General features: G+C 57.7%; 21 protein-coding genes and 1 other RNA gene. 7 read left to right on the top strand and 15 right to left on the bottom strand.

Annotated elements, in window-relative coordinates:
• Positions 1–104: 104 nt before the first annotated feature.
• Positions 105–701, bottom strand: a complete 597-nt coding sequence (gene grpE, locus WD429_RS14660) for a nucleotide exchange factor GrpE (RefSeq protein ID WP_368422926.1) — start codon at positions 699–701, stop codon at positions 105–107.
• A gap of 238 nt (positions 702–939) precedes the next feature.
• On the opposite strand from grpE, the gene recN reads away from it, so the two are divergent.
• Positions 940–2,619: a DNA repair protein RecN gene (gene recN / locus WD429_RS14655; protein WP_368422925.1), complete on the top strand. Its 1,680-nt coding sequence runs from the start codon at positions 940–942 to the stop codon at positions 2,617–2,619.
• A 97-nt stretch (positions 2,620–2,716) separates the two neighbouring features.
• On the opposite strand, the gene fur is transcribed toward recN, so the two are convergent.
• A complete protein-coding gene (gene fur / locus WD429_RS14650) occupies positions 2,717–3,127 on the bottom strand; it encodes a ferric iron uptake transcriptional regulator (protein ID WP_368422924.1) in 411 nt (136 codons plus the stop codon).
• 122 nt (positions 3,128–3,249) lie between these two features.
• On the opposite strand from fur, the gene WD429_RS14645 reads away from it, so the two are divergent.
• A complete protein-coding gene (locus WD429_RS14645) occupies positions 3,250–3,576 on the top strand; it encodes an outer membrane protein assembly factor BamE (RefSeq protein ID WP_368422923.1) in 327 nt (108 codons plus the stop codon).
• An 8-nt stretch (positions 3,577–3,584) separates the two neighbouring features.
• Here the strand turns inward: WD429_RS14645 and WD429_RS14640 are convergent, their stop codons facing one another.
• The 3 genes from WD429_RS14640 to WD429_RS14630 form a co-directional block, all read right to left on the bottom strand.
• Positions 3,585–3,866, bottom strand: coding sequence for an RnfH family protein (locus WD429_RS14640; RefSeq protein WP_368422922.1), 282 nt, complete (start codon positions 3,864–3,866; stop codon positions 3,585–3,587).
• Positions 3,863–4,300, bottom strand: coding sequence for a type II toxin-antitoxin system RatA family toxin (locus WD429_RS14635; protein WP_368422921.1), 438 nt, complete (start codon positions 4,298–4,300; stop codon positions 3,863–3,865). The genes WD429_RS14640 and WD429_RS14635 overlap by 4 nt, the downstream gene beginning before the upstream one ends.
• Before the next feature lie 71 nt (positions 4,301–4,371).
• Positions 4,372–5,859: a sodium-dependent transporter gene (locus WD429_RS14630; protein WP_368422920.1), complete on the bottom strand. Its 1,488-nt coding sequence runs from the start codon at positions 5,857–5,859 to the stop codon at positions 4,372–4,374.
• A gap of 179 nt (positions 5,860–6,038) precedes the next feature.
• On the opposite strand from WD429_RS14630, the gene smpB reads away from it, so the two are divergent.
• The 3 genes from smpB to ssrA all read left to right on the top strand — a co-directional run bounded on the left by smpB (position 6,039) and on the right by ssrA (position 8,545).
• On the top strand, positions 6,039–6,518 hold the full coding sequence (gene smpB / locus WD429_RS14625; protein ID WP_368422919.1) for an SsrA-binding protein SmpB: 480 nt from the start codon (positions 6,039–6,041) through the stop codon (positions 6,516–6,518).
• Positions 6,519–6,674: 156 nt separating this feature from the next.
• Positions 6,675–8,096 (top strand): wax ester/triacylglycerol synthase family O-acyltransferase, encoded by a 1,422-nt coding sequence (locus WD429_RS14620; RefSeq protein ID WP_368422918.1) that lies wholly within the window; start codon positions 6,675–6,677, stop codon positions 8,094–8,096.
• An 85-nt stretch (positions 8,097–8,181) separates the two neighbouring features.
• Positions 8,182–8,545: a transfer-messenger RNA gene (gene ssrA, locus WD429_RS14615) on the top strand.
• Positions 8,546–8,925: 380 nt separating this feature from the next.
• Here ssrA and WD429_RS14610 read toward each other — a convergent pair.
• The 7 genes from WD429_RS14610 to mqo form a co-directional block, all read right to left on the bottom strand.
• The gene (locus WD429_RS14610) at positions 8,926–9,273 is read right to left on the bottom strand and encodes a hypothetical protein (protein WP_368422917.1); all 348 of its coding nucleotides are present in this window, start codon (positions 9,271–9,273) and stop codon (positions 8,926–8,928) included.
• Between the two features lie 57 nt (positions 9,274–9,330).
• On the bottom strand, positions 9,331–9,615 hold the full coding sequence (locus WD429_RS14605; RefSeq protein WP_368422916.1) for an ADP-ribosyl-(dinitrogen reductase) hydrolase: 285 nt from the start codon (positions 9,613–9,615) through the stop codon (positions 9,331–9,333).
• Positions 9,616–9,687: 72 nt separating this feature from the next.
• The gene (locus WD429_RS14600) at positions 9,688–10,140 is read right to left on the bottom strand and encodes an MgtC/SapB family protein (RefSeq protein ID WP_368422915.1); all 453 of its coding nucleotides are present in this window, start codon (positions 10,138–10,140) and stop codon (positions 9,688–9,690) included.
• A gap of 159 nt (positions 10,141–10,299) precedes the next feature.
• Positions 10,300–11,970: an acetolactate synthase large subunit gene (locus WD429_RS14595; protein ID WP_368422914.1), complete on the bottom strand. Its 1,671-nt coding sequence runs from the start codon at positions 11,968–11,970 to the stop codon at positions 10,300–10,302.
• A gap of 46 nt (positions 11,971–12,016) precedes the next feature.
• Positions 12,017–14,038, bottom strand: a complete 2,022-nt coding sequence (locus WD429_RS14590; protein ID WP_368422913.1) for a hypothetical protein — start codon at positions 14,036–14,038, stop codon at positions 12,017–12,019.
• Between the two features lie 52 nt (positions 14,039–14,090).
• Positions 14,091–15,323 carry an acetyl-CoA carboxylase biotin carboxylase subunit family protein gene (locus tag WD429_RS14585; protein ID WP_368422912.1) on the bottom strand — a complete coding sequence of 411 codons (1,233 nt, stop codon included), beginning with the start codon at positions 15,321–15,323 and terminating at the stop codon, positions 14,091–14,093.
• A 155-nt stretch (positions 15,324–15,478) separates the two neighbouring features.
• Entirely contained in the window at positions 15,479–16,960 is a 1,482-nt protein-coding gene (gene mqo / locus WD429_RS14580; RefSeq protein ID WP_368422911.1) for a malate dehydrogenase (quinone), read from the bottom strand.
• Between the two features lie 296 nt (positions 16,961–17,256).
• On the opposite strand from mqo, the gene nhaD reads away from it, so the two are divergent.
• Positions 17,257–18,507 carry a sodium:proton antiporter NhaD gene (nhaD, locus tag WD429_RS14575; RefSeq protein ID WP_368422910.1) on the top strand — a complete coding sequence of 417 codons (1,251 nt, stop codon included), beginning with the start codon at positions 17,257–17,259 and terminating at the stop codon, positions 18,505–18,507.
• 9 nt (positions 18,508–18,516) lie between these two features.
• The gene (locus WD429_RS14570) at positions 18,517–19,491 is read left to right on the top strand and encodes a calcium/sodium antiporter (protein WP_368422909.1); all 975 of its coding nucleotides are present in this window, start codon (positions 18,517–18,519) and stop codon (positions 19,489–19,491) included.
• Positions 19,492–19,555: 64 nt separating this feature from the next.
• On the opposite strand, the gene msrB is transcribed toward WD429_RS14570, so the two are convergent.
• The 3 genes from msrB to chrA form a co-directional block, all read right to left on the bottom strand.
• Positions 19,556–19,981 (bottom strand): peptide-methionine (R)-S-oxide reductase MsrB, encoded by a 426-nt coding sequence (msrB, locus tag WD429_RS14565; RefSeq protein WP_368422908.1) that lies wholly within the window; start codon positions 19,979–19,981, stop codon positions 19,556–19,558.
• Positions 19,982–19,991: 10 nt separating this feature from the next.
• Positions 19,992–20,636, bottom strand: a complete 645-nt coding sequence (gene msrA / locus WD429_RS14560; protein WP_368422907.1) for a peptide-methionine (S)-S-oxide reductase MsrA — start codon at positions 20,634–20,636, stop codon at positions 19,992–19,994.
• Positions 20,637–20,724: 88 nt separating this feature from the next.
• On the bottom strand, positions 20,725–21,906 hold the full coding sequence (gene chrA / locus WD429_RS14555) for a chromate efflux transporter (RefSeq protein ID WP_368422906.1): 1,182 nt from the start codon (positions 21,904–21,906) through the stop codon (positions 20,725–20,727).
• Positions 21,907–22,003: the final 97 nt, after the last annotated feature.

The following is a 22,003-nucleotide window of genomic DNA, read 5'->3' as shown; positions in this document are numbered from 1 at the left end:
TCCAATTCGTTTGTTCAATCTGATTACGGCACCAGCAAACTGATGCCTTATGCCTATTCTGGCGCTGGCTGTTAACTGCCTATATTGGCGCCTTAATTAACTTTTCAAGCCTGTTCGTCGATGTTTGGTGCTTCACCGGCCTGAGCTACCATCACCATGGCGGGCCTGACCAGCCGATCATTCAGCGTGTAACCTTTCTGAACGACCGCAACCACGCTGTTCGGCTCGGCATCCGGCGCAGGCACCATGGACATGGCTTCGTGGACCTGTGGGTCAAATGGCTCACCGACCGGATTGAGCTGCGCAACATTGAATTTCTTCAGACTGTTCATGAACAAATTCAAGGTCATCTCCACGCCCTCGCGGATAGAGGCAACCAATTCCCCGGCCGCTTCCTGACCTTCCGTGCTCTCGACCGCTTTTTCGAGGCTGTCGGCGACCGGAAGCAGTTCCTTCACAAACTTTTCCAGAGCAAATTTGTGGGCCTTTTCCACATCCAGCTCAGCGCGGCGACGCACATTCTGCATTTCCGCCTGGGCCCGCAGCATCTGCTCCTGAAATTCCTGAGCCTGCGCCTGCAGCGCCTCGGTTTCCGAGAGCTCGGCACCCTGCTCTTCCCCGGCGGCTTCCGCCGATTCATTTTCGGCAGAGGTGTTCAGCTCTTCTTCTACCTGTTCGTTGCGATTTTCATCAGCACTCATGGCTACTCCTGGTAATCATCCACGGCCGCCAAAACGACCGGTTAAACATGTCACCCGCCCGCAGGGACGGATCAAATAGCGTTGCGAACGAATATGGGGCCCGATACGTCGGTTTCAACCTCAATCAGTGCATTTATGCACAATTTACCCTTCCCGAATTTGCAAACCACCAAAACCCTGTATATATTCACAGTCACTGTATGAAACCACAGTATTTTTCAGAGCGGAGGTCACCAGCATGCTCACACAGCTCACCGTTTCCAATTACGCCATTGCCGAAAGGGTCGAACTTCAGTTCAGTAAAGGGATGTCCGCGCTGACTGGGGAGACCGGGGCGGGCAAATCCATCGTGCTGGATGCCCTCGGATTGGCCATGGGCGGTCGCGCCGATGCCGGAGCCGTTCGCCATGGCGCGAAGCGCGCTGACATAACCGCCTCCTTCGACGTATCACGCATCACCGAGGCCCGGGCCTGGCTTGAACAACACGAGCTGGACGATGAAAACGACTGCATCCTGCGCCGGGTGATCAGCAAGGATGGCCGCTCCCGCGCCTACATCAACGGCCAGCCCTGCCCGCTGGTGCACCTGAAAGAGCTGGGAAGCCAGCTGATGGACATTCACAGCCAGCACCAGCACCAGTCCCTGTTACGCAAGGAAACCCACCGCAAACTCCTTGACGAGTACGCCGGCGTGGAAACCCTGGCCGATGAAACCCGTGACGCCTGGAAAACCTGGAGCAAAACACGCCAACGCCTCACTGAACGCCAGCAAAACGCCGACGAGGCCGAAGCCCGGCTGCAGCTGCTGCGCTACCAGGTGGAAGAGCTGGATCGCATGGCACCGGATACCGGCGAGCAGGAACGCCTGGAACAGGAACAGGCACAGCTGAGCCACGCTGACACGGTGCTGCACAACAGCCAACAGGCGGCCCTGCTCTGCACCGAGGAAGACAACAGCGCCGCTGAGCTGGTTCGACAGGCCCTGCAGCAACTGGAAAACCTGCCCACCGACGTGCCTGCGCTCGCCGATACCATTCAGATGCTGAACGAAGCACAGATTCAGATCAGTGAGGCCGGGGACAACCTGCGCCGTTTTGTCGAAGATTACGAAGCCGACCCGGCCCGGCTGAACGAAGTGGAAGAGCGCCTAAGCGCGATTTACCAAATGGCCCGTAAACATCGGATTACGCCTGAGGAGTTGCCGCAACTGCACCAGCGGCTAAGCGCGGAACTGGCATCACTGGACGATGGCGAAGGCAGCGTTGAGCAACTTGAGGCCGAGCTGGACACTCAGCGCGGCAACTTTGAACAACTCGCAACGCGGCTGTCCGAAGCACGCCAACAGGCGGCCGCGAAGCTTGATCAGAAAATTGCCGAAGAACTGACGCAACTCAGCATGCCTGCGGTTCAGTTCGTCACCCACCTTAACCGCAATGGTGCCGGAGAACCGTCACCTCACGGGCTGGAAGAAGTGGAGTTTCTGGTCAGCGCCAACCCCGGCCAGCCGGCACGACCGTTGGCAAAAGTAGCGTCTGGCGGTGAGCTGTCACGGATCAGCCTGGCCATTCAGGTGGTCGTCGCACAAACATCCACTACCCCGACCCTGGTGTTTGACGAAGTGGACGTTGGTATCGGTGGCGGCACGGCGGAAGTGGTGGGTCGTCTGCTCAGAACGTTGGGCAACGATGGTCAGGTGCTGTGTGTGACACACCTGCCGCAAGTAGCCGCTCAATGCCATCAACACCTGTTCGTCAGCAAATTCACGGAACAGGACGCAACCTTCTCGAAAATCGAAACCCTGGACGATCACGGGCGCATCAGTGAAGTGGCAAGAATGCTGGGTGGCGTTGACATGACAGAGCACACCATCGCTCATGCCCGGGAAATGTTTACCAAGGGCCAGGCAACCCATCACTGAGAAAAGAGCACATTCCCCTCTCGATTCCGAGAGCTGTTGGGGCGGGCTAATACCCGCCCCTTTTTTGTCACATCATTGAGATGTGTGAGGTAGGCGTTTATTTCTTGATCGGCTTCACGTAGAGAATCAAGCTATGATCAACGATCTCGTAGCCGTTTTCTTCGGCGATTTTCTGCTGTCGCTGCTCAATTATCGGGTCCACGAACTCAATAACTTCACCAGTCTGCGTACAAACCATGTGATCGTGGTGGTCATCGCCGGCCATTTCAAACACCGCGTGACCACCCTCGAAATTATGGCGCAAAACCAGACCTGCGGCCTCAAACTGAGTCAACACCCGGTAAACGGTTGCCAGCCCCACGTCATCGCCTTGCTCCAGCAGCTTCTTGTACACATCCTCCGCACTGAGGTGGTGCTCCTCAGAACTCTCCAGAATGTTGAAAATCTTGACTCTCGGCAGAGTCACTTTGAGACCGACTTTTCGTAATTCGGCGTTTTCAGATGACATGTTACTATTCACTCGTTGGTGTGCCTCACGGCTTCCGGTATGATGAAGCCGCATTCAGACGGTAATACCGTGTCACACCTGCCCTAGGCAGGCGATTTCAAGATAGAGGATTTCCCCCGGCGATGCAAAAGCTCACAGCTCTTATTCTGACTCTGATCATGTCCGGCTGTGCCTTCCCTGGCGTTTACAAAATTAATGTCCAGCAAGGCAACATTCTGACCGATGAAGAGCTGACCTCACTGACCGAAGGTATGTCCCGCAGCCAGGTCCATTCGTTGTTGGGAACCCCGCTTATGCTTAACCCGGTAGACCCTTCCCGGGAGTACTTCATTTACACGTTCCAGCGTCGCGGTGGCGACATCGAGGAACAGCGGGTCATTGTTTACTACGACAACAACCAGTTTTCCCACTACGAAGCGCAGCTCCTGGAAGAAACACCGGCGTACTGAGACCGGTCTCAGTCTTTTTTCTTCGCCCGATTGAGCCTGGCCTGCTTGGGGTCTATGAGCAGCGGGCGATAGATCTCCACACGATCACCGGCGCGCAATTCATGGTCCGCCGGTGACTTGATGATCTTGCCGAAAATTCCCATGTCGTTACGTTCCGGATCAATCTCCGGAAACACATCAACGATGCCTGACCGCTTGACGGCCTCCAGCGCGGTGGTGCCCTCCGGTACCTGAAGGCTGATAATTTCCTGCTTTTGCGGGCGGGCGAAGGCCACTTCAACATCCATCATCCCGCGTATACCTCGTCGGCACGACGGCAGAATGCGTCCACCATGGTATTGGCTGCCTGGCTGAACACCGGCCCGAACGTCATTCGCGACAGCGAACCGGAGAACTCGAATTCCAACGTGAGGATCACCTTACAGGCGTTATCGTCCAGCGGCTGGAAGTGCCAACGGCCACTCAAGTTGCGAAACGGCCCGTCGACCAGGTTCATGTCAATGGTTTCTGGCTGCTGTAGCTGGTTCCGCGTGGTCAACCGTTGCCGGATGCCGCCCTTGGCCACCTCCAGCGACGCTGTGATCTGCGCCTCATCCTGCTGATGAATTTCTGTACTTGCGCACCATGGCAGGAATTCAGGATAACGAGCGATGTCGTTGACCAGATGAAACATGCGCTCGGCGGAATGCATGACCAGGGCCGTTTTGTCGATCTGATGTGGCATTGGAACCGGGTGTCCTGCTGACAAACTCACTGAAAAATGGCAAACGCGGGTCTGAAAAAAGCCCGCGGGTCTCAGGCGCTATGATAAAGGATATCATCCTGATTGGGGGCTTTTTCGCCAGACGCTACCGGGTCCACCTGACGGCACCAACTGACCTCCTCCTGATGGTTGTCACACAGGTTATCCAGCGAATGGAGCGTGTAAGATACCCCGATAAAGGCCGCCACGGTCGGAAGCACCACACGCATAACCCAGAACCAGATACGGCTGAACAGCCACGGCGTATTGCCCAGAATACTGAACGACAGCGAACGGGTCAGGCACCAACCGGTAAACAGCGCAATCAGAATGGCCACCAGCGGAATCAATAGCCCTCCGGTAATCAACTCCAGCCAGCGGAACACCGTGCCCCCGGCCAGGCGCATCTCCGCCCAAACGCTGAACGAGAGCAGCGTGCCAAGCCCGGCCAGCCAGACCAGCGCCCCCATAATAAAGACCGACCACCCGCGAGGAGCACCTGTCCACTCGCGGAACCACCCCACCACGGGCTCGAGCAACGCCAGCGAGGTCGTCCAGACCACCAGAACCACCAGCAGAAACGCCGCCGCTATAATGAATTGACTGCCCGGCAATGAAGCCAGAGACACCGGCAAGGACACGAACAGCAGGCTGAAACCCCGCTCGCCATCGAAGCCACCAGCACTCGCTGCGGTGGCATAGATCAGCACACCCGCCAGAATTGCCACCAGGGTATCCATCAGCACGATGGCCAGCACCGACCGTTTGAGTTTCACCCCGGCCGGCGTGTAGGCACCGAAAATCGACCATACCCCCATGCCCAGACCCAGAGTAAAGAACGCATGAAACAGCGCAGCCTTGAGGCTGTCGAATCCGACATTTTCCGCTCTGAAGTCCAGAATTACTGAAACCGCGCCATTCAGGCGACCATGCCACCCAGCCAGGGCAAACAACCCCAGAAGAAGCAGGAGCGACGCCGGCACCAACGCCCGGAAGACCCGCTCAAGCCCCTTGACCACCCCCTGCACGGAGACCCAGACCACCAACACCAGAAAGAACAGGTGCCAGGCCATGAAGACCTTGTAGTCCCGGGTATCCGACACCAGGTCTGCAAGCACCGCAGTCGCATCCGATGGGCGGGCCTCGGTGAACACTCCGAGAGCGCCATAAAACACGTAGGCCAGTGCGATGGAGCCGAAGACTGCGGTGTAGGAAAGCACCAGAAAAGCGGCAATCACACTGAGACGCCCGGCAAACATCCACCAGCGGGAACACCGTGCGCCGCGAATGTAGCCGTCCAGCGCCAGCACAATGCCATGGCGCGAATGCCGGCCCAGAGCGGCCTCCGTCACCATCACCGGGAGGGTCACAAGCAGCAGACACGCCAGGTACAGAAGGATGAACAGCCCACCGCCGTGCTGGCCGGCCAGATAAGGGAACTGCCACAGGTTGGCGAGCCCTACCGTTGCCCCAACAGCGGCCCAGAAAAAGGTCGACTTGCGAGTCCAGGACCCGATTGCAGTCTCATAGGGTGCAGGCATTCACGTATCCATAAACACTGAGCCTGGCATTGTAGCGGATACCGCCGTTCCCCGACGACCACCAATCAGTCCATCTCGCTGATTTCGTGACCGGTCTGGCAGTCCTGGGCTACAATGCGCGTTTTCCCGGCGCAGAACGCGCCTGGCAAATCCTTTATCCGACCCCGGATTATCGATTCATGAGCAAAAAGAAACCCGCACCCCAGAGCAGTACCATTGCCCTGAACAAAAAGGCAAAACACGAATACCATATTGAAGAGCGCTACGAGGCCGGCCTCGCTCTGCTGGGCTGGGAAGTGAAGTCGCTGCGTGCTGGCAAGGCCCAGCTGACAGACGCCTACGTGCTGCTCAAGAATGGCGAAGCCTGGTTGTTGGGCGCTCACTTTACCCCCCTGATCGCGACCTCCACCCACGTCATCGCCGACCCGACGCGAACTCGCAAGTTGCTGCTGCACGCCAAGGAAATCGCCAAAATCGTGGGCAAGGTCAACCAGGATGGGTACACCTGCATTCCACTGGCGCTGTACTGGAAGCAGAACAAGGTCAAATGCGAAATTGCCCTGGTAAGAGGCAAGAAAATGTTCGACAAGCGCGCCACCGAAAAAGAACGTGACTGGAACCGCCAGAAACAGCGGATTCTGCGCGAAACCAACGTGTGATGTTCCGGCAGGTGCGACGCTTACCTATGTCGCATCTGCACGCTCTTCCGCCCCCATTCTGATCGGCCTATACTTTTTGACCTGATCGCCGACCGGCCCCTACCGGGTGGCCACGTTGTCCGTTCGGCAAAAGGATTGCTCCAGAACGGAGGCCCCATGTCCGCAAGTAAAACACCCATGTCCGCCGTGGACCGCTCCTGGCTGCGCATGGACAGCCCCACCAACCCGATGATGATCTGCGCGGTGCTGGTGTTTGAGCAGCCCATCGTCATCAACCGCCTGAAACGCACTCTTAACGAACGTTTCCTGTGCTTCCAGCGCTTCCGCCAACGAGTGACCCAGGAGGGCGACCGCATATACTGGCAGGATGATCCGCTGTTCGATATTGACAACCATATCCGCCGCATTGCGCTTCCGGGCGAGAGCGACAAAGAAGAACTGCAGGCTCTGACCAGCAACCTGAACAGCACATCGCTGGATTTTCGCCGACCGCTCTGGCACATCCACTACATTGATAACTACGACGGTGGCTGCGCCCTGCTGATCCGCATTCATCACTGCATTGCGGACGGCATATCCCTGGTGCGGGTGCTGCTTTCCCTGACCGACACAACGCCAGAAGCCAAACTCAGCCGGTTGGCGACCAAGCCACTGCCCCCACCCGCCAATGCAGGCAACCGCCTGCGACGCTTTACTCATCGCATTCTCGACAACGGACAAACCGCCGTAGAGCAAGGCCGGCTGTTTTTACAGTCGATCCGCAAGGAACCGGATTACCCCCTCAAACTGGCAACGGCCGCCGGCAACATCGTGGTGGACCTGATCAAACTCGGGCTTGCGCCGCTTGAACCCCATACCGGACTGCGCTCCCCCCTGTGCGGACGCAAACAGGTTGCCTGGGCCGACCCCATCAGCCTGGCCGAGGTGAAGCTGTGCGGGCGCGCCTTGCGTGGCAGCGTGAATGACGTACTGCTATGCGCAGCGACCGGTGCCTTGCAGCGACATTTCCGCGGGGCCGGCGAACACATCCCGGAGTGCGGCATCCGCGTTGCGGTGCCCTTCAACCTGCGCCCACTGAGGCAGCCCATCGGCACCCTGGGCAACCAATTCGGGCTGGTACTGGTGTGCCTGCCCGTAGAGGTTCCGGACCCCATCATGCGGTTCCGTCAGGTGCAGGAAAACATGAACCGGCTCAAACGTTCCTACCAGGCGCAGGTCACCTACAGCCTGCTGGACCTGTTTGGCCGTGGCCCGGACATATTGGAACGGCGCGCCCTGGCCTTGCTGAGCAACAAAGCCTCGGCCGTGCTCACCAATGTGCCAGGCCCCAAAGAAGCGGTTTACCTTGCCGGAGCCAAACTGGTGCAGCCCATGTTCTGGGTACCCCAGAGCGGCAACATCGGCATTGGCCTCAGCATTTTCACATACGCCGGCACCGTGCAATTCGGCATCACCGTGGACCGAGGCATTGACGCAGATCCCAGCGCCATCATGGGGTATTTCCGCGAGAGTTTTACCGAAATACGAGACGCCGCCCTGCAACGAACGGAACACCGGGTCGCCGCCAACGCTGACTGACTAGGTACAAATCCCCGGCGGCCCGACAAAACTTCACCAATCTTCCCTTGAAGTCGCCGGAAGGACCCACATATACTGTGAGTGAGGGGACGACATGGCTTCGACGCTGGTGGCGAACCCTTGGGTGCATGTCGAGATGGCAGCCAATCTCGTTAATCCAAAGCTGCAACGCAATAGTCGCAAACGACGAAAACTACTCACTAGCAGCGTAAGCTGCTAGTCGTCCTGACTGGGTCGCCCGTAGCCCAGAGCTACATCTCAGGACGTCATCGCTTACGGGATGCTCCGTTATCCAGAGTTCACTGGCTAACGGCTAAGATCTAAAGAACTCGGTTCTCGCACCCTGGCTCTCGGGTCGCTTGAACTTAAATCAATAGAGAGACGCTAAACATGTAGATCTCAAGGCTGAGTGCTGGCGGACGCGGGTTCAATTCCCGCCGTCTCCACCAACCAAGAGTTTCAGGAGGTCCAGCGAGATCCACTGAAACGCCCCAAAGCCCCGGAAACGGGGCTTTTTTATGCCTGTTACATCCATATTGAACTACGGGCATCCGATGGCAAGAATACCTTCCGCACACTCTGTGAAGATTGGCACATGTAGTTCGAAATTGGACAAGGCTGGAGATATACACCTTTCCTCAGCTGGCTAGGCACCCTGTCCGCTCTATTCAACCCGCAAACTGAACCGCCCCGGATATTGCGGAGGCCCGTTGGTTTAAGTCACGTTGCTAAATTAGCGGAATGCAGAAACCTTTCAGGAGGCTTTAAACCAGGGGGCGTCGCTTATGCTGAGTCAGCCGCACATAGCCCCCTCACCGGTAAGTTATCGTCAACCGTAGTCTCTGTGACCTTCACCATTTTCAGGATCATGGTGATTGTCATCACCCAGGCTGCGCATGTCTGCAGATTTCTCGCGCAAAATGCGGCGCTTTTCTGAATCCGCAAACCGCTTAAGGACCTGGCGGATGAGTGGCTGATAGCCAATGCCGTTGATTTCGGCAATCCTCTTGAAGTCCTCGATGAGTGATTTCTGCAGGCGGATTGAAATTGGCTGCAAGTCAGCCGCATCATTCAGGGCAGCATCATCGACGTTTTTTGATACACGAACGAACTCTTCATCCCGGCCCAGGGAACCATCTTCCCAGGCTTCCGGGGTGCCTTCTATTTTCTTTGCCATGTTGCGTGCTCCCCGCCGCTTTCGTTCTTCTGGTTCTTTATCTGCGACTCATTTGAATTAAAATCCATACTTGGTGTAGATAGCTTCTTCTTTCGGATTGGGGCCGTATGCTGTTTTCAGCAGTATATCTCCATCTTTGAGAATGAAGGCAACCTTGAGGCGGCGGCCGTAGTCCGTTTCAGCAATAAACCACTGAGTTGGAGGATCTGTCTTATGGTCCTCTCTGGTGTCCTCCAATAGGCCACCCTCACGGTTTCCAAAACATTGCTGAACTTCTTCCGGACTGACACCGTGTTTCTCAGCCAGCTTCTGCTTCACTGCAGATGAACATTTCAGCGTCATCGTATCCCTCAAGCCTTTTGTATATACAAAGTATATACGCCACTGAGACCCCTATCAACAAGAACTAAGTGTCTACGGGCCCGCCGCCTCACCGGTCACCGACCTTACCAAGCGCCCCATATACCGCAGCGTGAAGAAGTTCAGTGCACTCAGGGCAATGGCGATTTCGAGATGGTGGTAAGCCACGGCAACGCCAATCGCACCGCAATTCCAAATGCTGGCAGCGGTGGCGGTGCCAATCACGCGGCTGTTGTCTCTCAGGATGGCACCGCCACCGATGAAGCCGATACCGGTGATGATGCCTTGCAACACGCGGCCCTGTTCGCCCGGGGAATCGATCACGGCGCGGCCAACCAGCATGAAGCCGCAGGACACCACGGCAACCAATGGGAAGGTTCTCAGGCCGATTCTCGGGCCCTGTTCTTCACGGTCAAAACCGATGGGGAAGGCGAGCAGGTAAGCGATGGCCATGAGGGCCAGATGGTTGAGGGTGAGCATCCAGTCGACATCAAAATGGTTTTCCATTCGCTACCCCGGGGTGGGTGAATTTGGGTATTCGCTGTCGGCAGACTAGCCGGTGGCGCTGATTGCCACCGCGTTTACCGGCCTGACCTTCTGGGTGATTTTCACTAATTTAATTTTGTGACCCCTGCCTGCAGATTATCGTGGCTGTTCCTCAGCCGGCTACAGGCGGCAGGTCAGCTCCGCCAGCTCTTCGTCGAATACCCGTTTGTTTTCGCTGTAATCCACGGGCACGTCCACCAGATGAACGCCGCCTGCCGAGAGGGCGGCCTCAAGGGTCGGCCGGAGATCTTCGGTGCGCGTCACGCGGTGTCCGGTGGCTCCATAGGCTTGGGCGTAGGTCACAAAGTCTGGGTTAGAGTAGTCCAGTCCAAACCCCGGGAAACCTTCCTGAGCCTGCTTCCATTTGATCATTCCGTAGGCGCTGTCATTAATGATCAGCACCACCAGGTTCAGCTTCAGCCGCACAGCGGTTTCCAGCTCCTGACTGTTCATCATGAAACCGCCGTCGCCGCAGACCGCCATCACTTTCAACTGTGGGTAAAGCATGGCCGCCATCATCGCGCTGGGCAGGCCAGCGCCCATGGAAGCCAGGGCGTTGTCGAGCAATACGGTGTTGTTGTCGTAGGCGGGATAATTGCGGGCAAACCAGAGCTTGTACATGCCGTTGTCGAGCGCAATGATGCTGTCTTCCGGCATTACCTGGCGAACGTCATGGACGATACGCTGTGGGATGATCGGAAACCGTGGGTCTTCGGCGCGGGACGCCAGATGCTGGTCGACCGACGCCTTCACGTCCATAAACCGGTCGAAATCGTGATTGGCGCAAGGGCCGCAATTCGCCGCCAGGTATTCCACGCTGTTGGCGATATCGCCCACCACTTCGTGCTGCGGGAAGTACACAGGGTCGACATCGGCACCACTGAAGTTAACGTGGATTACCTGCTTGCCACCGGGCTTCATGAAAAACGGCGGCTTTTCCACCACGTCGTGGCCGACGTTAATCACCAGATCCGCGTGATCGATGGCGCAGTGCACGAAGTCCCCGGCGGAGAGGGCGGCGTTGCCAAGGTATCTGGGGTGGCGCTCGTCCACCACGCCTTTGCCCATCTGGGTCGTGAAAAACGGAATGTTGCTGTCATTAACCAGATGGATCAGCGCCTGAGACACTCGCTTCCGGTTGGCCCCTGCCCCGATCATGATCAATGGGTGGCGGGCGTTGCGGATCATCTCGCAGGCTTTTTCCAGGCTTTTGGTGCTCGCGGTTGGCCGGCGGGCGTCACTGGGTTCGAAGATGTGGGTATCCGGTGCGGTGGTCTCGGCGGCGATGTCCTCTGGCAACTCCAGGTGCACAGCACCGGGCCGCTCCTCCGAGGCCAGGCGGAACGCTTCCCGTACTTTGGCAGGCACGGTGTTGGCGTTGCTAATCTGGCGGGTGTACTTGGTGAGTGGCCGCATCAAGTCCACTACATCCAGAATCTGAAACAGACCCTGCTTGGACGACTTGATGGGTTTCTGGCCGGAGATCATCATCATTGGCATGGCACCGAGCTGGGCATAAGCCGCTGCGGTGACCAGGTTGGTCGCCCCGGGCCCGAGGGTAGACAGGCACACGCCGACTTTTCCGGTCAGGCGACCGTAGGTGGCCGCCATAAAGCCGGCCGCCTGTTCGTGCCGGTTCAACACCAGTTGAATATCGGATTGTCGCAGTGCTTCCAGAAAATGAAGATTCTCCTCGCCGGGTACGGCGAAGATGTACTTCACGCCCTCGTTCTCCAGTGCCCTGACCAGTATGTCGGCACCGTTCAGGGGAGTGCTGGCTGCGCCCGTCATAGCGTCTCCTGATTCACCGTTTGCTCTTTAAGGGCTGCTACGCCTCCTACGCCGGCGGCTCGGCTTGCAGACCAATGTCAGCGGGCACGCGATCACGCCCCCAGCTGTTGTAGACACGATCAATCACCCGCTGCAGCTCATCCTGCCCGACATCTGCCGGCTCGCCGCGTTCGAGCGGGTCGTAGTGGTAGATGTACAGCCGGGAAGCAAACTGCTCAAGCGGCAGGGATGCCTCACCAAACCGCTCGCCTTTTCCCGCCGTGCTCACGATGACGGCGTCACCCCAATTCTGGCCACTGTCGTTGTTGGGGTTGAAGAAATACACCCGCATGACATCTTCCGGGTCCAGCGCGACGCGCAGAATGGTAATGGCATGCCAGCCTATAAACCGCGCGGCACTGTCAGTGACAGCTACGCCGGCGGGCTGCGGGTGGATCAGCGGTTGGTTACCGTTGTAGTAAGGATGATAACTGGCGTAAAAATGCCGCAGAAAATCTTCCAGGTCCTTCAGGTGCCCGGTTTCGACTTCCACATTGATACTGAATCCGCGGCCAGCGGACCAGCCATGAAATTCCGGGTTGACCCATTGATGAGGATCGCCTGGGCGACCAACACACTGCCGGCCCATCTCCGCATAAATACGGTCAAGATGCGGAACCACCACCAGCGAGACCGGGTCGAGGTCGAGGGTAATCTCCGAGGCCACACCGCCTTCACTTTTGGCGGACGAAATCGGCTTGCCTTCAAAGTGCATGATGATTTCGTTGTCCCGCGCGGCCCACGCGACCATTTGCAGCAGGTAGTCCGGATCGTTGTAGGCCCACATGGACAGTGCCCGCGCCGACTGACAGGTCGGGTTGTTGCCCTGCCCCACACCCAGCGGCTGGCCGAGCATGTTCATTACCCCCTGGATCAGCCAGGCCTTGGGATCCGGGCTGACACCATAAGCCAGTTGCAGGCGTTCCCGGGCAGCCGGGCAAATGGTCAGTAACACCTGACGCCACAAGGCGGGTGCGACCGGCGGTTGATAGAGAATGCCCCGCTCCAGCATCAGAGCCAGGCCGTAAAGGCCCTGAGCCGTCTCCGGAAAGACCCCTTCGGTCACCAGTGCATGGGCCAGTTCCTGATAGCACAGCAGGCAATCCCGACCGGTACTGGACAGCCCCAGCGCATCCGTCAGCAGAGTATCCTGCTTCTCCAGGATGTGCCGCACAAAGGTGGCGTGGTAAGGCGAAACCAGGCCGGTGTCGTGCATCGAGCGGGCAAAGCCGGTGGCTTCGCTCTGCAGGGCTCCGGAGTCCATGGATTGCAGCCGTTCCTGATAGACCGCAATGCCCGGGTCTTCACGGCAGGCCTGTGTGGGGCCGTACAAACTGGAAATAAGGCGCTCCGCCCCCTGCCCCGCACCACCAAGATCGATGGCCGGGTCAATTCGGCACAGCGCAATCTGGGTAATCATCTGGCGCACGCTGGTGACCTGAATCGGGCGTTGTTGGAGAATGCGCCAGATTTCTTCTATGAGCCGGTCAATCACATGCTCATAGCCAATTTCATGGGCAACGTGCTGGATGACCCCGCGACTGATCCGGGCGAGCTTGCCTTGCTCACGCTCGGCTTCGCTGACTTCACCAAATAACAGGCTCAGGTTGATCGCAAGGACCTGAGTCAGGTAGTGGTGAGCCTGTTCCGCAGAGACTGTTGGGTGCTGGTAGTCACCCTTCGCCACCGCCAGCAGCCGAAGTTCGCTGATGGTTTCGATGACGACGGTATCCGCGTTGGGGCTTTGCAGGGCGCTGGTGGTCAGGTACGGCAGCAGGATGGACGGTTCCGCCCAGTCCGTGCCGAGAAACACACCCGCGTTTTCCAGGCTTTCTGCCCTCGCCTGCATCGCCGCGTAGCCCTCGGGCTGCAGCAGTACACGCCGGGCAATATCAAACAGCCGGGGTAGCTTGCCCACTTTGGCGAAGGAGCGGCTGTCTGCCAGCGCCCCTATCGCATCATCCAGCCGCTGCACCAGCTTATCGAAATTCACAACCAGACCAGCGTTGCCAGCGTCGGAGTCGCTCAAACTGTCTTCCTCAGGGTCTGGACCAGACCCGTGTTAGTTATTCCTGAGGGAATTATACATAGAAATCCAGTTCTTCCTGATGTTTGAGAAGATCCCTCAACACGTAAGGGTCTTCCCCAAAGAAGTAAATCAGGCCCCAGTGCGTCCCGAACGCAGTACGTTTGGTGACGGTTTCCTCGACCGGCGGCGTCAGCTCGTGGGTCTCGAAATACTCGTGATTCTCGGTTTCCTCGGGCATTTCCAGCTTGCTGACCACCCGACGGCGGGGGTACACACCGAAGCACCCAGCGTATCCCTTGGCATCCACCACTTCTTTCGGGAAGAAGGCTTTCACTTCTTCTGCCGTCGTCTTCGGATCGAACGCCATGATCATGCCCTGGTAGGCGTTGAAACCGTATGACCGCTCAAGCAATTCGAACACTTTGAAGCCGGGCGGACGGTAGGCCACCTCACCAAAGTACATGGTGCCATCGCTGGTCACGAAGTACTCGGGATGAATGAAGCCGAACTCAATGTCGAACGTTTTAACCAGCTTTTCGATCTCGGCAGTGATCTGCGCACGGTATTTCTCAAGATCGGGTGTAGCGGGGACAAACACCGAATAGCCCAGGGTGACGTATTCCGAAATATTGAGGAAGGCCACTTTCCCATTATGAATCCAGGCTTCCACCGCGAATTCCCAGCCATCAAGGTGGGATTCCATCAGTACCGGAAACTCCTCTTCGGGAATGGTGTCCACTTCGTCGGGGGTGCGGATAACCCGGTGACCAAGGCAACCGGCCTTGTCGAAGGCTTTCAGGTGGATGGGGTCATTGGGGTCGCCGTCGAGTTTCAGCAGCGTCTGATTGACCCGTTTGAGGAAGCGAACAACGTCTTCCTTATCGTGGGCTTCTTCAAAAATGCCCACGCGAATACCACCCAGCTGTGCCCGACGCTTCATCAGAGCTTTGTCGCGCAACAACATGGCTTGTCCGAACAGCCGGGGGTTGTCCATCAGCACAGAATTGATGGCACCGGCCCACTCTACGGTTTCCTCGAACAGCGGGATGGATACATCCACACCCATCTCTTTCAGGGTTTGAGCAATCTCAAACGATCGGTCGTTCAAGCGCTCGAAGTTCCAGGGAACGTAGGGAATGTCGTGTTCTTTGCAGTAGGCCTCGGCCCAATCGGGGGCAACCACCACGTAGCGGCGGTCGAATTTGTCGGCAGCCTCAATGGCATTGAGGCTCCATCCCAACAAAGCAATATAACCTTTTTCCGGATTGAACGTTTGCTCAGTCACAGGCGAACTCCTTTCAGGGGATGTGCTCCCTAACCTATAGAGTTTGATGCAAATCGCAAATAATCCCAGCGAAAATCCACAAAAAAACACCATGAAGACAGGCGGTAAGGCCAGTATTCATAGTGCTTTCGTAGTTCTTAGATCAATTAGATATATCAGCCCAATTTCAGGGTTGTCAGCGTCCGTTCGCGCACTTTTCTGAGCAAGGGTTCATCATCAACGAGTGACTGACCGTAGGAGCCCACCATCTCTTTCATGCGCGCCTGCCATTCATCGGTTTTGATTTTCTCGGGGAAACAACGCTCGATCACATTGATCATCGCGTGAGCCGCCGTGGACGCACCGGGCGACGCCCCCAACAAGGCTGCCAGGCTGCCGTCTTTAGCGGCGACGATTTCGGTACCAAACTCGAGCTTGCCACCACCACCTTCGGCCTGTTTGATGATCTGAACCCGCTGACCGGCGCTTTGCAGCCTCCAGTTCTCTTCTTTCGCATCCGGGAAGAAGTTGCGCAGCGAGGCTACCCGCTCTGAATGGGACTGGAACACCTCACCGATCAGATAGCGGGTCAGATCCATGTTGCTTTTGCTGACCGACAGCATCGGGCGCAGGTTGTTTGACTTTACCGAACCAAACAGATCAAACACCGAGCCCTGCTTCAGGAAGCGCGTGGTAAAGCCTGCGAAAGGCCCAAACAGCAGTGCCGGCTCGCCATTGATAATGCGGGTATCCAGGTGTGGTACCGACATCGGAGGCGCGCCCATGGGGGCCTTACCATAAACCTTGGAGTCATGCTGCTCGACGACCTCGGGCTTCTGACACACCAGCCACTGGCCGCTGACCGGAAAGCCACCGTAGCCTTTGGATTCTTCAATGTTTGATTTTTGCAGCATTGGCAGCGCACCACCGCCAGCCCCGAGGAAGACGAAGCCGGCTTCAAGCTTTTGCGTTACGCCGGTTCTCTGATCCTTTACCCGAACTTTCCAACGGCCATTGTCACGCTTGGCCAGGTAATGAACCGGGCTGCTGAGCATCAGTTCAAAATTCGGCGTGCTCTGCAGATATTTGACCATGCTGCGGGTCAACGAGCCGAAGTCCACGTCCGAACCATGGCGAATGCGGGTGGCGGCGACCGGCTGCATGGGATCACGGTGTTTCACCACCAGCGGCATCCACTCAGCCAGGTCAGCCGGGGACTCGGTGTACTCCATTTCCCGGAACAGGTGGTGGTTACTGAGTTTTTCAAAACGGCGCTTGAGAAACGCCACGTCTTTCTCGCCCCACACGAAACTCTGATGCGGCGTGCGATTGATAAAAGAGGAAGGTTCCGGCAACTTGCCCTGCTCCACAAGGTGGGACCAGAACTGGAGAGACTCTTCAAACGACGCGTTGATCTGCAGCGCGCGGTCGATGGTGACATCGCCATCGTCGGATTCGGGGGTATAATTCAGTTCACAGTAGCCGGCGTGGCCGGTGCCTGCGTTGTTCCATCCATCGGTGCTTTCATGGGCAACGTGATCGAGACGTTCCACCATAACGATGTCCAGTGATGGGTCCAGTTGCCTGAGCATCACGCCGAGGGTAGCGCTCATGACGCCCCCGCCGACCAGCACTACATCTGCCTGTCTTACGGCCATTGATTTTCACCCTGCTTGGTTTAGAGCCTGCACCTCTCCACGATCAGCAGAGAGGTCTTTGAGAAGCCTGCAGAGCGAATGAGGTCGAGAGCCCGGCAGTGGCTTCCTGTCTGAATGTGCGGCGCGATTATCCTTGTTTTTGCCCCAGGAATAAAATGCGATAGGCAATAATCCGCTGTCGCCGCCTTGCGCTGGGTCATTTGCGCCAACTACCTGCATGTGCGAACAGTAGCCGGCAGCGGGTCAAAGGTCTAAAATCCGCCCGCAACACCCATTACCCGTTGTCAGGAAGCCCCATGTTCAGTCTAGAGCCTGTATTGATTATTCTGGCCCTTCTGGCGCTGTTGGGCGTGATCTTCGAGGAAGTCATTCACGTCAACAAAGCCAAGGTTACGCTGTTTTTCGGCACGCTATGCTGGATGCTGCTGTTCATATTCAGTGACGATGCCACCGAGACATCAGCCATCTCCGCTGGTCTGGCTGAAAGCATTGCTGAAGTCGCCGGGCTCTGGCTGTTCCTGGTCGCGGCCATGACGTTTGTCGCTTATCTGAACAAGAAAGGGATGATCGAGAACGTCATCTACCTGATCATGCCGCAACAAGTCAGCGAGCGGAAACTGCTGTTTTTAACCGGCCTTTTCTGTTTTATCTTCTCGTCTTTGGCGGACAATATCACCGCCACGTTAGTCTCATGTTCGCTGATCCTGTCGCTGGATCTGGAGCTGAAAAAGCGCATCCAGTTCATTACGCTGGTGGTGTTTGCCGTCAATTCGGGCGGCGTGTCGTTGATCACCGGCGATGTCACCACACTGATGATCTTCCTGGCTGACAAGGTCGAAATCCTCACCTTGCTGACCCTTGCCATTCCGGCGTCCATCACCGTGTTTCTCCTTGCCCTTATCATGTCGCGGGGGCTGAACGGGACGGTCACTCTGAAAACCAACGTCAATGCCGTCAGACCGGTCGATGCCGTCATCGGCGTTCTGTTTCTGACCACCATCATTGCCACCATCACCGGCAACGCGTTGTTCAGCGTGCCACCGGTACTGACCTTTTTATTCGGCCTGTCGATCATGTTCCTGGTGTCCCGTTTCATGAGCGAAGACAACGATCTTGATCCGATCCTGGAATACATCCGCGTTATCGAATTCGAAACCCTGTTGTTTTTCCTCGGCATCCTGCTGCTGGTGGGCATGCTCAAGGAAATACAGGCGTTGCAATCGCTGGTGGCTATTTACGAGGTATTACCCCCGGTAACGGCCAACTACCTGATGGGAATATTCTCTGCCGTCATTGATAACGTGCCGCTCACTGCCGCGCTGTTGAAATCCGGTATTGAGATGAGCCGGGGAGAATGGATGGGGCTGACCTACGCCGTTGGCGTGGGGGGATCGCTGTTGGTCATCGGTTCCGCCGCGGGTATTGTCGCCATGAGCAAGATTCCCGGGCTGACCTTTGCCGCTTATATGCGGTATCTTGGGCACCTTTTGCTGGCGTACACGCTGGGTTATGCCGGGGTTGTTCTGCTGGGTCGTTTCGTTCACTGAGGTTTATCTATGTTGATGGCAGGTGCAGCCATAGTTGCGGGGTTGGTGCTTCTGGTCTGGAGCGCTGACCGTTTTGTGGAAGGTGCGGCCGCGACCGCCAAACATTTGGGCATGCCGTCATTGCTGATTGGCATGGTCATCATTGGCTTCGGTACCTCGGCCCCGGAACTGGCAGTGTCTGCCATGGCGGCCGCCGATGGCAATCCGGGCCTGGCGTTGGGCAACGGCTATGGCTCCAACATCACCAACATTGCCTTGATTGTCGGGCTCACGGCCCTGATTGCGCCCATCGCAGTGCACTCTCAGGTCATTCGCAAGGAATTGCCTCTGCTGTTGGTACTGACCGCCATCGCCGGCGCATTGCTGCTGAACGGGCAGTTGTCTCGGCTGGATGGCTGGATATTGCTGGCGGTGTTTACCGCGGTCATGGGCTGGTCAATCTTCCAGGGCATACGCGGCAAGGACGACAACCTGACCAGCGAGACCGATGCCGAACTGGTCGCCCACCCGATGCCATTGAAAGTGGCGATCATCTGGCTGGTGGTGGGTCTGATCCTGCTGATTGTCAGCTCGCGGCTGTTGGTCTGGGGCGCGGTGACCATCGCCCAGAGCCTGGGTGTCAGTGACCTGATCATCGGCCTGACCATTGTCGCGATCGGCACATCGCTTCCAGAGCTGGCGTCCGCGCTGGCGGCAGTCAAGAAGAACGAGCACGATCTTATTCTGGGCAATATCGTCGGGTCCGGCATATTCAATACCCTGGCGGTGGTGGGTCTGGCGGCGGTCATTGAGCCACTAACCGTGGACCCGGAAGTGCTTTACCGCGACTGGACACTGATGGCCGCGCTCACCCTGGGCCTGTTGCTGATGGCCGTGGGCATTACCGGGAAGCGCAAGCTGATCAGCCGGCCAGACGGCGCACTGCTTATGATCACCTACATTGGCTATACCGGGTACCTGGCGTCGACCATCATCGTCAGTTGACGGGTCTGACGAGTAATTTAGAGAGTAACCTAAAGAGTACAGCACCCGCACTGGACGCGAAGAACTACCGGTTCTCCCGGAACACCATGGCAATGGAATTCAGGCAGTAGCGCTGCCCCGTGGGTGGTGGCCCATCAGGGAATACATGCCCGAGGTGACTATCACACCGGGGGCAGCGAACTTCGGTACGGGCCATGCCCAGGCTGCCATCTTCAAGATAGCGGATATGGTCCGTGTCAAAGGGCTGAAAGAAACTGGGCCAGCCGGTGCCGGAATCAAACTTGGAATCGGAACTGAACAGCGGCAAGTCGCAGAGCCGGCAGTGGTAAACGCCCGCGCTTTTGTTGTCGAGCAGGGTGCCACAAAACGGATGTTCGGTGCCGTGGTTCAGCAATACCCGCCGCTCTTCCTCCGACAGATCCACCGCCAGCTCATCCACCTGGGAGGGCGTCAGCGGGGTCAGGTCGTATCCGGCTGCAGAAACACTCATACCAACCTCCTCAGGCTGTGTCGTCGTTGCGGTATTCGGGTTTGAGGTAGTCTTCATACGTGGCCACCAGCTTTTCCACTTTGGGAGCCGCCACCGCCATGATGTACGGCTGATGGGGGTTCTGTGCCGCAAAATTCTGGTGGTAGGCTTCCGCCGGGAAAAACTCTGCAAGCGGCTCCAGCGTCGTTGCCAACGGTTGCGGATACACCGTGGCCTCTTCAAGCTGACGAATGTACGCCTCCACCACCCGCTTTTGCTCCGGGTTTTCATAGAACACGGCAGAGCGGTACTGCGTGCCCCGGTCATTGCCCTGACGGTTCAGTTGGGTGGGGTCGTGGGCGACGGAAAAAAACACTTTCAACAACTGGCCGAAGCTGACCTTTGACGGCTGATAAAAGACCTTCACGACCTCTGCGTGCCCGCTCTGGCCGGTGCATACGGCGTCGTAGTTCGCAGTTTCCGGGCGGCCACCGGCATAGCCTGATTGAACCCCGGTGACCCCTTCCATAGCGAGAAACACGGCTTCAACGCACCAGAAGCACCCGCCGCCCAGCACTACGTTAGCTTCCGCCGACGTGTCTTGCAGGTCCTGCTCCGGATCAGGAAAGCGGCTCCGGGGTACATCCAGCCCCGGCACATTGCATGAAGTCGTCATAATCGTCTCTACCTGTCGGATCAAACTTGAATATTACCAGTGTGGCGATCAACCTACGATTTTCCAACCTTTACTGCTGGGCAGGGGTTCAGAACAACAACTGACCCGCCAAAGCACTCACCGGTGCCAGTACCCACACCGGTATGCGCCAGATCGCAAGACACACCCAAGCCACGAGTACGAACGCCAGCCCTCCCGAGGAGTGCACCGCAGACGTCCATAGCGGGTCGTAGAGTGCCGCCAGTAACAGCCCGACCACACCCGCATTCACCCCGGTCAGTGCGGCACGGACCATGGCATGGGTACGCACCCATGCCCACAGGGGAAGACCGGCAAAGACCAGCAAGGTTCCCGGCAAAAACACCGCCAGCACCGCCAGCACCGCACCGGCCCAGCTCCCCTGCGCCATACCCAGAAACGCCGAAAAACTGAACAGCGGGCCGGGCATGGCCTGTGCCACCCCGTACCCGGCCAAAAAGGTGTCGGCCGGCATGGCATGCGAGCCAACGAAACTTTCCTGCAGCCACGGCAGCACCACATGGCCGCCGCCAAACACCAGCGCCCCGGCGCGGTAGAGCTCCGCACCGATCCACCCCAGCGTACCGGCCTGTTGGGGTACCAGGGAGACGGCCAGCAACACCAGAAACACAACGGCAAACGCCATCGGCTTGCGAGATCGTACCGGCACCGTCAAGGCGCTCTCGCCTGAGCGGCCAGGCAACTTCAGCAGCACGCCGGCGGCCCCTGCCAACACCAGTACCAGTACCTGCATCCAGACGACGCCGACCGTCAGCAACACCGTTGCAACCAGCGCGGCAATCGCGAGCCGCGGCCCATCCGGGCACAGGGTCTGCCCCATCTGCCACACGGCCTGTGCGACAACGGCCACCACAAACAGTTTGAGACCCGCCACCCAGCCACCGTCGGCCGCGTTGGGCCAAAACGTCAGGGTGAGGGCAAACAGCGCCATCAACACCGCCGAGGGCAGAGTAAACCCCAGCCACGCTGCCACCGCGCCCCGATAGTGGCCACGCAGGAACCCCAACGTCAGACCCGCCTGGCTGGAGGCGGGCCCGGGCAGTAACTGACACAGAGCGACCACTTCGCCATAGGCAACATCGGAAAGCCAACGCCGGCGGCTGACAAACTCATCGTGGAAAAACCCCAGGTGTGCCGCCGGTCCCCCAAAGGAGGTCAGCCCCAACCGGAGAAACAGCAGAAATATCTGCCAAGGGGAATCGGTGGTGTGACTTGGCGGGGGCTGGCTCATAACGGACAGGCTCCAATAAAAATGTCGCTCAAAAATGTCACCGCGATGACATGGAACATGAACTTGGTGTCAATCCGGTTGCAACACCCTCACAGCC

The sequence above is a fragment of the Marinobacter sp. genome (genome assembly GCF_040904845.1).
GTDB lineage: Bacteria > Pseudomonadota > Gammaproteobacteria > Pseudomonadales > Oleiphilaceae > Marinobacter.
This window is presented reverse-complemented; position numbering and strand designations above follow the sequence as displayed.

Coding starts and splice junctions, on each gene's coding strand:
- grpE (WP_368422926.1), bottom strand. CDS start 701: ATGAGTGCTGATGAAAATCGCAACGAACAGGTAGAAGAAGAGCTGAAC.
- recN (WP_368422925.1), top strand. CDS start 940: ATGCTCACACAGCTCACCGTTTCCAATTACGCCATTGCCGAAAGGGTC.
- fur (WP_368422924.1), bottom strand. CDS start 3,127: ATGTCATCTGAAAACGCCGAATTACGAAAAGTCGGTCTCAAAGTGACT.
- WD429_RS14645 (WP_368422923.1), top strand. CDS start 3,250: ATGCAAAAGCTCACAGCTCTTATTCTGACTCTGATCATGTCCGGCTGT.
- WD429_RS14640 (WP_368422922.1), bottom strand. CDS start 3,866: ATGATGGATGTTGAAGTGGCCTTCGCCCGCCCGCAAAAGCAGGAAATT.
- WD429_RS14635 (WP_368422921.1), bottom strand. CDS start 4,300: ATGCCACATCAGATCGACAAAACGGCCCTGGTCATGCATTCCGCCGAG.
- WD429_RS14630 (WP_368422920.1), bottom strand. CDS start 5,859: ATGCCTGCACCCTATGAGACTGCAATCGGGTCCTGGACTCGCAAGTCG.
- smpB (WP_368422919.1), top strand. CDS start 6,039: ATGAGCAAAAAGAAACCCGCACCCCAGAGCAGTACCATTGCCCTGAAC.
- WD429_RS14620 (WP_368422918.1), top strand. CDS start 6,675: ATGTCCGCAAGTAAAACACCCATGTCCGCCGTGGACCGCTCCTGGCTG.
- WD429_RS14610 (WP_368422917.1), bottom strand. CDS start 9,273: ATGGCAAAGAAAATAGAAGGCACCCCGGAAGCCTGGGAAGATGGTTCC.
- WD429_RS14605 (WP_368422916.1), bottom strand. CDS start 9,615: ATGACGCTGAAATGTTCATCTGCAGTGAAGCAGAAGCTGGCTGAGAAA.
- WD429_RS14600 (WP_368422915.1), bottom strand. CDS start 10,140: ATGGAAAACCATTTTGATGTCGACTGGATGCTCACCCTCAACCATCTG.
- WD429_RS14595 (WP_368422914.1), bottom strand. CDS start 11,970: ATGACGGGCGCAGCCAGCACTCCCCTGAACGGTGCCGACATACTGGTC.
- mqo (WP_368422911.1), bottom strand. CDS start 16,960: ATGGCCGTAAGACAGGCAGATGTAGTGCTGGTCGGCGGGGGCGTCATG.
- nhaD (WP_368422910.1), top strand. CDS start 17,257: ATGTTCAGTCTAGAGCCTGTATTGATTATTCTGGCCCTTCTGGCGCTG.
- WD429_RS14570 (WP_368422909.1), top strand. CDS start 18,517: ATGTTGATGGCAGGTGCAGCCATAGTTGCGGGGTTGGTGCTTCTGGTC.
- msrB (WP_368422908.1), bottom strand. CDS start 19,981: ATGAGTGTTTCTGCAGCCGGATACGACCTGACCCCGCTGACGCCCTCC.
- msrA (WP_368422907.1), bottom strand. CDS start 20,636: ATGACGACTTCATGCAATGTGCCGGGGCTGGATGTACCCCGGAGCCGC.
- chrA (WP_368422906.1), bottom strand. CDS start 21,906: ATGAGCCAGCCCCCGCCAAGTCACACCACCGATTCCCCTTGGCAGATA.